This is a genomic window from Brevibacterium sp. HMSC24B04, assembly GCF_001806835.1.
Taxonomy (GTDB): Bacteria; Actinomycetota; Actinomycetes; order Actinomycetales; family Brevibacteriaceae; genus Brevibacterium; species Brevibacterium ravenspurgense.
On the sequence record NZ_KV786087.1, the window covers coordinates 154164 to 162323 of the forward strand.

An 8160-nucleotide genomic window follows, 5' to 3' on the forward strand; every position below is an offset into this window, starting at 1 on the left:
GTTATTCCTCCTTGAAAAACCGTGTGTAGAGCCTCCCCAGCGGATCCTGTTCAGCGCTCTTAGGGCGAGAGCGGCGAACCCGGCCGGCAACGATGACGGCGCTGATATCCGCAGCGGTGGCCGACATCACCACTTGTTCTCCGCGTGAACCGGCGGTGCGAACACTTGCGTGCTCAACAGTGACGATGTCTGCTGGGCACCCTACCGCAATCCCAGAGCGCAGACCCAACGCCGAAGCCCCGGACTGTGTCAGGGCGGTGATGAGTTCGGCTGGGCTGAAGCGTCCCCTCTGGCCCGATGCCAGCCGCTCACCGGCTTCCAGTGCCTGCAGTTCCCGCATGGAGTCCAGCACAACGTGCTGGTCAGAGCCCAGGCAGATGACCGCTCCGGCGTCCGCGAGCGCACGTGCCGGCCCGATCCCGTCGGCGAGATCCGCCTCGGTCGTGGGGCACATGACGATGTGCACCCCGGCATCCCCCAGCAGCCGAATGTCGTCATCGCTCAGGTGGGTGGCGTGCACCACCGACAGGCGCGGGGACAGGAGCCCCGCCTCGGCGAGCAGCCGCGTGGGCGTTTTCCCGTAGGCGGCGAGCGCCTGTTCGTTTTCGGCGGGCTGTTCGGACAGGTGGATGTGCAGGGGGCCGTCGAGTTCGGCAAAGCGCGGAAGGTCTTCCGCGGCGACGGCGCGCACCGAGTGGATGGCCGCACCGACGGTGACCAGCGGGCTGAAGTCGGCGAGTGCCGCGCGCAGACTGGCGTGCCTGCGCATGTACCCGTCAATGCTGCCATCACCGAAGCGCGCTTGTTCGGGTGCGAGCTCTTTGCCGATGCTGCCTTGCAGATAGCACGTGTCCAGGAGGACCAGGCGGATGCCGGCTGTTGCTGCCGCTTCGGCCAGGGCGCACTCCATGGCGTGGTCGGGGTAGGCGGTGCCGTCCGGGGCGTGGTGGACGTAGTGGAACTCGCCGACCGAGGTGTAGCCTGCCTCGATCATTTCCCCGAACACCGCTGTGGCGACCTCGCGGTACAGCTGCGGGGTCAGGGAGGCAGCTGCCGCGTACATTTCCTGCCGCCACGTCCAGAAGGTGCCCCCGTCATCGTGCGTCCGCCCGCGCAGCAGGCGGTGGAAGGCGTGCGAGTGCGCGTTGTGCGCACCCGGGAACGCCGTGCCGGTGAAGACGTGGATGTCTTCTGACGAGGTGCCGGTTGGGGAACCGGGCGAGGTGCCGGGGGCGGCTGGCACGGAGGCAGCTGGCTCCGGGGCTCGTGAGGTGCCGCATTCGACGGCGGTGATGGTGCCGCTCGCATCAGCAGTGACGAGGACATCGGTGCGGATTTCGCCGTCTATGTAGGCGCGGGGAAAGAAGAGCTTCATGCTGTGGCTTTCAGTTCCGCGGCCAGAACATCGGCAAGGGCGGCCGCTCCGGCGATCTGGTCGGATTCTTCGCACGCTTCTTCCGGCGCGTGGGAAACACCCGTGGGATTGCGTACGTAGAGCATGGCCGAGGGCACGTGGGCGGCGAGAATGCCGGCGTCGTGGCCCGCTCCTGACGGCATGCGCGGTGCGTTCGGCAAGACCGCCTGCAGCCTGTCGTTAAGTGCTGCGTGGAAGTCCACGGTCGGCGAATAGGATTCGCGCCGCACTTCGGCGGTGAGCCCCTCAACACTCGCGGCGAGGTCCTGGGCGCGGTCGGTGATGTCGGCGAGCACCGCCTCGACAACCGTGTCGTCAGGGTGGCGGATGTCCAGCCAGAAGTCCATGGACGAGGCGATGACGTTCGTCCCGCCGGGGTGAATGTGCGTCCTGCCGACCGTGGCGACAGAACCGCTGTGCGCCCCGGCGATCTGCGGAATCCCGCCGATCACAGAACTTGCCGCAGCAACCGGGTCAGCCCGGTGGCTCATCGGGGTTGTTCCGGCGTGATTGCCCTGCCCTGTGAACCGGAAGTTCCAGCGGCCGTGGCCGATGATCGAACTGCCGATCGACACCGGCTGGTCGGTGTTGATGAGCCCCACGCCCTGTTCGACGTGCAGCTCGATGAACGATCCGATTTGGTTCAGGCGGTCACGGTCAGCGCCCATGTGCTCCGGTGTGAGGCCGTAGGCGCTGGCCGCCTGCGCGAACGTCACGCCTTCGGCGTCTTTGAGTGCCAGAGCGCGGTCACGGTCGATGGCCCCCGTCAGCAGGCGCGAACCCAGGCAGGCAACGCCGAAGCGGCTGCCCTCCTCTTCGGGGAACACGGCAATCGCCAGGGGCCTGTCCGCCCGTTCGAGGCGCCCGTCGGCTTTCAGCTGATCGACCGCAGCCAGGGCCGAGGCGACACCCAGCGGGCCGTCGAACTCGCCTCCGCCGGGGACGGAGTCCAGGTGAGATCCGGTGACCACGGCGTTCGGCCCAGGCTCGGTCACCCACGCCCACGTGATGCCATTGGAGTCGATTTCGACGTCAAAGCCGCGCTTACGACACTCGTCGATGAACCATTCACGCAGGGTGCGCTCTTCACGGCTGAAGCCGAAGCGCCGGTAGCCCAGGCCGGACGGGTCGCGCCCGACATCGCGGATTGCGGCCATAAGCCCCAGAACCGACATCAGCTGACCCCGGCGAGCACCGTGCCGTCGACATCCGCGAGCGTGTGCTCAAAGGTTCCGAGCTCCGAAGCTGCCGTGAGGACAGCGCCGCTGGTCACAAGCTCAACAGTCTGCGCGAGTTCGGGCGACATGAAACGGTCCGAACCGGGGCCGGGAACCGTTTCGCGCAGCAAGCTGATGACAGCGCCGGTCACGGGGCTGGCGGCCGCGTCACGCAGATCCGCCGCCCGCGCTGCCGCATAGATTTCGACTGCCAGAACACGCGCCAGGTTGTCCAAAGACTGGCGCAGTTTGCGGGCCGCACCCCAACCCATCGACACGTGGTCTTCCTGCATGGCCGACGACGGAATTGAATCAACACTCGCCGGTGTGGCCAGTCGCTTGGATTCCGACACCATGGCCGCCTGCGTGTAATGCGCAATCATCAGCCCCGAATCAACACCCGGGTCGTGCGCCAGGAACGAGTGCAGTCCCTCATTGCGCGTCTTGTCCATTGCACGGTCCGTGCGTCGCTCCGCGATAGAGGCGACATCGGCCGCCACAATCGCCAAGAAGTCCAGCTGGTGGGCAAGCGGAGCTCCATGGAAGTTGCCATTGGAGGACACGGTGCCGTCCGGGAGGACCACCGGGTTGTCCACAGCCGAGCGGATTTCGCGTGCGGCCACCTGGGCCGCAAACACTGCGGCATCCCGGGCGGCACCGGTCACCTGCGGCGAACAGCGGAGCGAATACGCATCCTGCACCAAATGCTCCGAATCCCGGTGGCTGGCCATAATCTCGGAATCCTGCAGAGCCGCGAACATATTGCCCGCACTCGTGCGCTGGCCCGGGTGCGGACGCAGAGGGTAGTGCAGTTCGGGCTTGAACACCTGGTCGGTGCCCAACTGGGACTCAACAGACATAGCCGCGCTGATATCGGCGGTCGTCAAAAGCTTTTCAAGGTCGTACAGCGCAAGGATGAGCATGCCCAGCATCCCGTCGGTTCCATTGACGAGCGCCAAGCCCTCCTTTTCCTCAAGCTCGACCGGAGTGATGCCCGCTTCGGTGAGGACGGGGCCAACATCGACGGGCTCACCGTCCGGGCCGTGCACCTTCCCTTCGCCCATCACCACGAGTGCGCACGCTGACAGCGGGGCGAGGTCACCCGAACAGCCGAGCGAACCGTGCTCATGCACCCACGGGGTGATGCCGGCGTTGAGAATCTCAACATAGGTCTGCAGGGTCTCAACCTTCACACCCGTCCGCCCGGTGGCCAGAGTGCGGGCGCGCAGCAGCATGAGCGCACGCACCACCTCGACCTCGACCGGGTCGCCGATGCCCGCAGCGTGGGAGCGGATGAGCGACTTCTGCAGCTGCGCGCGGCTCTCGTGCGGAATGTGGCGCTGCGCGAGCGCTCCGAAGCCGGTCGAAACTCCGTAGACGGGCTTCGGGTGGGCTGCCAGAGCGTCCACCGCACGTCGGGCCTCTGCGACATCGGCGAGAACGGAATCGGGGATGGTGACCTGTGCGCCGTGCCGGGCAACAGCTACGACATCGGCGAACGACAGAGCCTGGGGGTCAAGAGCGACAGAAGTCGTCACGGGAGCTCCTTACATGTGAATGGGGATGGGTTCGAGGAGATCTGTGTGCCGGCGCGGTAGACCGCAGCGATCTGCTGCACGCCGGGCCGGTAGACCAAATGCCGATAGGACGGGGCGTCAAGGATGCTGAAATCAGCCCGACTGCCCACGGTCAGTGCGCCCACATCGGTCCGCTGCAGGGCGCGCGCACCGCCGGCCGTGGCTGACCACAGCGCCTGCTCGACCGTGAAGTGCATATCGCGTACGGCAATGGCCATGCAGAAGGGAATCGAATTAGAAAAGCCGCTGCCGGGATTGCAGTCAGATGCAATCGCCACCGTGATCCCCGCCTCGTGGTACCTGCGGACATCCGGGTACGGCTGGCGGGTCGAGAACTCAATGCTGGGAAGCAGCGTCAGCACAGTTCCTGCCTCGGCAATGCGAGCCAGGTCCTCATCGCTGACAAAAGTCGCGTGATCAGCCGAGACCGCACCGACCTCAGCGGCCAGGGCCATGGCGCCCATATCGCTGAGCTGATTAGCGTGCAGGCGAGGCTTCAGACCGTGAGCGAGCCCCGCCTCGACAATCCGGCGGGTCTGCTCGATATCAAAAGCGCCTTCCTCGCAGAACACGTCAATCCACTTGGCCAAGCCCTCCTCGGCGGCCCGCGGGATCATCTGTTCGATGATCAGGTCGACGTAGTTATCCGGCGCTTCCTTGTATTCGGCCGGCACCACGTGGGCCGCCATGAGGGTCGTCTCCGCGGTGTGGCGGCGGGCAATGCGCAGCGCCTCGAGTTCGCTTTCGACTGTCAGGCCGTAGCCCGACTTGATCTCAAACGTCGTGGTGCCGCTGTGCTCTGCCTGCCGCAGCAAACGCACGAGGTTGCCCTCCAGCTGATGGGCCGAAGCTTCGCGGGTCGCGCTGACGGTCGTGGCGATGCCGCCGGCCGAATAGGCCTGCCCGGCCATGCGGGCGGCGAACTCTTCCGAACGATCGCCCGCGAAGATCAGATGATTGTGGCTGTCGACAAAACCGGGGATGACAGCGCGGCCGGCAGCCGAGACCGCCTCGTCCGCGGCGGGTGCCTTCGCGGTGTCGCCGATCCAGGCCACCGTGCCGTCCTCAACGAGCATCGCAGCGTTCTGCCGCACGCCCAGGAGGTCCTGCGCGTGCGGGTTGTTCGTGACGAGCTCAGCAATGTCGGTGACGAGCAGAGAAGTCATGACTTCAGCCTACGCGTCCTGCTCGGCGCGGTGTTTGAGATTTTCATCTGCGGGAACCCACAGCCCGCGCTCGGCGGCGACCTTGTGAGCGCGCTCGTAGCCAGCATCCACGTGGCGGATGACGCCCATCGCGGGGTCGTTCGTCAGCAGACGCTCGAGCTTCTGCGCGGCAAGTTCCGTGCCATCGGCAACCGAGACCTGGCCGGCGTGGATAGACCGACCCATGCCGACACCTCCCCCGTGGTGCAGGGACACCCAGCTGGCACCCGACGAAGTGTTGACCAGGGCGTTGAGCAAAGGCCAGTCAGCCACGGCGTCAGAGCCGTCTCGCATGGCTTCGGTTTCGCGGTACGGGCTGGCCACAGAACCGGAGTCCAGGTGGTCACGGCCGATGACGATGGGGGCCGACACTTTGCCGTCGGCAACCAGCTGGTTGAACAGCAGGCCCGCCTTGTGGCGCTCCCGGTAGCCCAGCCAGCAGATGCGGGCGGGCAGACCTTCGAACTCGACGTATTCCTGTGCGGCGTCGAGCCAGCGGTGCAGGTGGTCGTTGTCAGGGAAGAGCTCCTTGAGCGCTTCGTCAGTTACCCGAATATCTTCCGGATCTCCGGACAGGGCGACCCAGCGGAAGGGGCCGAGGCCCTCGCAGAACAGCGGTCGGATGTAGGCCGGCACAAAGCCGGGGAACTCAAAGGCACGGTCATAACCGGCCTTGCGGGCTTCATCGCGGATGGAGTTGCCGTAGTCGAACACGACCGCGCCCTTGTCCTGGAAGCCGACCATTGCGGCGACGTGCTTGGCCATCGACTCCTGCGCGCGCAGGGTGAACTTTTCGGGGTTCTCTTCGGCTTCTTCAGACCATTCGTCCACGCTGACACCAAGCGGCAGGTAGGACAGGGGGTCGTGTGCTGAGGTTTGGTCGGTGACGATGTCGACGGCAACACCGCGGTCCAGCAGCTCCGGAAGAATGTCCGCCGCGTTGCCCACCAGACCCACAGAAAGGGCGCGCTTGTCGGCCTTGGCGGCGAGAACCAGGTCGAGAGCTTCGTCGAGGTCCGAAACAACCTCGTCGAGGTAGCGCTTGCCCTGGCGGCGCTCCATGCGGGTCCGGTCGACGTCGATGATGAGACACGCGCCTCCGTTGAGTGTTACTGAAAGCGGCTGGGCACCGCCCATACCGCCGCACCCGGCAGTGACGGTGAGCGTGCCGGCGAGTGTGCCGTCGAAGTGTTCGTTGGCAACGGCGGCGAAGGTTTCGTAGGTGCCCTGGAGGATGCCCTGCGTGGCGATGTAGATCCAGGAGCCCGCGGTCATCTGGCCGTACATCATGAGGCCTTCAGCTTCGAGCTTGCGGAAGTGCTCCCAGTTGGCCCAGTCGCCCACGAGGTTTGAATTGGCGATCAGGACTCGCGGTGCCCATTCGTGGGTGCGGAGCACCCCGACGGGCTTGCCGGACTGGACGAGCAGAGTTTCGTCTTCGCGCAGCTCTTTGAGGGTGTCGACGATCGCGTCAAAGGCTTCCCAGCTGCGGGCTGCTCTGCCGGTTCCGCCGTAGACCACGAGGTCTTCGGGCCTTTCGGCAACCTCGGGGTCGAGGTTGTTCATGAGCATGCGCATCGCGGCTTCCGTCTGCCAGCTGCGGGCGGTGATTTCAGTTCCGCGCGGGGCTCGGACTGTGCGACTGGGATCGTGCCTGGTGTAGGACATCGTCGTCGGCTCTCCAAGGGCTCGTAGGGGTTGTCTCCTTTTATGGTCAACCTCTACGAGCCCTGTAAACCAGCGAAGCCCGTAAGTGTTGTCCAATATATTGGACAACACTTACGGGCTGCTTTCCGCGGCGCGCTGCCGAGGTTCGGCTGCGCCTGGCAGCTGGAAGTCAGGCCTTGACGGCCTCGAGCTCAATGAGGATGTCGACGCGGTTGGCCACCAGGAGGTCACCACCAGGCATGACGGCGTCGAATGCGACACCGAAGTCGCGACGGTCGATCTTTGCGCTTGCCTCGAAGCCCGCGATCGTCTGGCCGTAGGGGTCTTCCGCAGCGCCGTTGAAGGTTGCGTTGAATTCCACGCTCTTGGTGACGCCGCGAATGGTGAGGTCGCCGACGAGGGTGAACTCGTCATCGTCGCCCGGCACCACCGAGGTCGAGGTGAAGGTCAGCTGGGGGTGCTCCTCTGCCAGGAAGAAGTCACCCTGCTGCAGGTGTGCGTCACGGTCGGCGTTGCCGGTGTCGACGGATGCTGCGTCAGCGTGGGCTGTGACGGAGAGGCTTTCAAAGGTGTCTTCGACGGTGAAGCTGCCGCCGATGACGTCGAAGGTACCGCGCACACGCGAAACTCCAGCGTGGCGGACGCGGAAGGCGAAGTCGGAGTGGCTGGCGTCGACGTTCCAGGTGCCTGCTGTCAGGCCTGCGGGCAGTGCGGTCATGGTGAAACTCCTTAAGTCTGTTGAACTTTCAATCTTTAGTCTAACAGCGAGTGGGTTTAACTTTCAACCTATGGGGAGTGAACTCTGCATTCTAGGTGGAATATAGAGGCGAAATCGCCGTTTTTGCCTCGTTCTTCCGACTAGACGGCAGAGTAGCCTTTAGTCGGGATAGAACGAGGTGCCACTCCCCTGCCCCCCGACCCCACCTCGGCGGTCCGACACCTCGGCACCTCCAACAGCCACCTCGGCAGCCCGGCGCTTCTCCAGCACCCACCCACGCCTTAGCAACAAAAACTCCCGTTAGCAGTCACTGCTAAAGCGCAGAAACCGGCTAACGGGTGTCCCCATGCGGCTAACGGGT

General features: G+C 65.1%; 6 protein-coding genes. All 6 read right to left on the minus strand.

All coding sequences use genetic code 11. The features are described from left to right. Position 1 precedes the first annotated feature (1 nt). The gene (locus tag HMPREF3092_RS05445) at positions 2-1375 is read right to left on the minus strand and encodes a formimidoylglutamate deiminase (RefSeq protein ID WP_070424110.1); all 1374 of its coding nucleotides are present in this window, start codon (positions 1373-1375) and stop codon (positions 2-4) included. Then, positions 1372-2589, minus strand: a complete 1218-nt coding sequence (locus HMPREF3092_RS05450) for an allantoate amidohydrolase (RefSeq protein WP_256174384.1) — start codon at positions 2587-2589, stop codon at positions 1372-1374. The genes HMPREF3092_RS05445 and HMPREF3092_RS05450 overlap by 4 nt, the downstream gene beginning before the upstream one ends. Continuing rightward, positions 2589-4169, minus strand: coding sequence for a histidine ammonia-lyase (gene hutH, locus HMPREF3092_RS05455; RefSeq protein WP_070424111.1), 1581 nt, complete (start codon positions 4167-4169; stop codon positions 2589-2591). Before hutH ends, HMPREF3092_RS05450 begins: the two co-directional genes overlap by 1 nt. Next, entirely contained in the window at positions 4166-5374 is a 1209-nt protein-coding gene (gene hutI / locus HMPREF3092_RS05460) for an imidazolonepropionase (RefSeq protein WP_070424112.1), read from the minus strand. The genes hutH and hutI overlap by 4 nt, the downstream gene beginning before the upstream one ends. A 9-nt stretch (positions 5375-5383) precedes the next feature. Continuing rightward, positions 5384-7081 carry a urocanate hydratase gene (gene hutU / locus HMPREF3092_RS05465; RefSeq protein ID WP_070424113.1) on the minus strand — a complete coding sequence of 566 codons (1698 nt, stop codon included), beginning with the start codon at positions 7079-7081 and terminating at the stop codon, positions 5384-5386. A 169-nt stretch (positions 7082-7250) separates the two neighbouring features. After that, on the minus strand, positions 7251-7799 hold the full coding sequence (locus HMPREF3092_RS05470; protein ID WP_070424114.1) for a YceI family protein: 549 nt from the start codon (positions 7797-7799) through the stop codon (positions 7251-7253). Positions 7800-8160 lie beyond the last annotated feature (361 nt).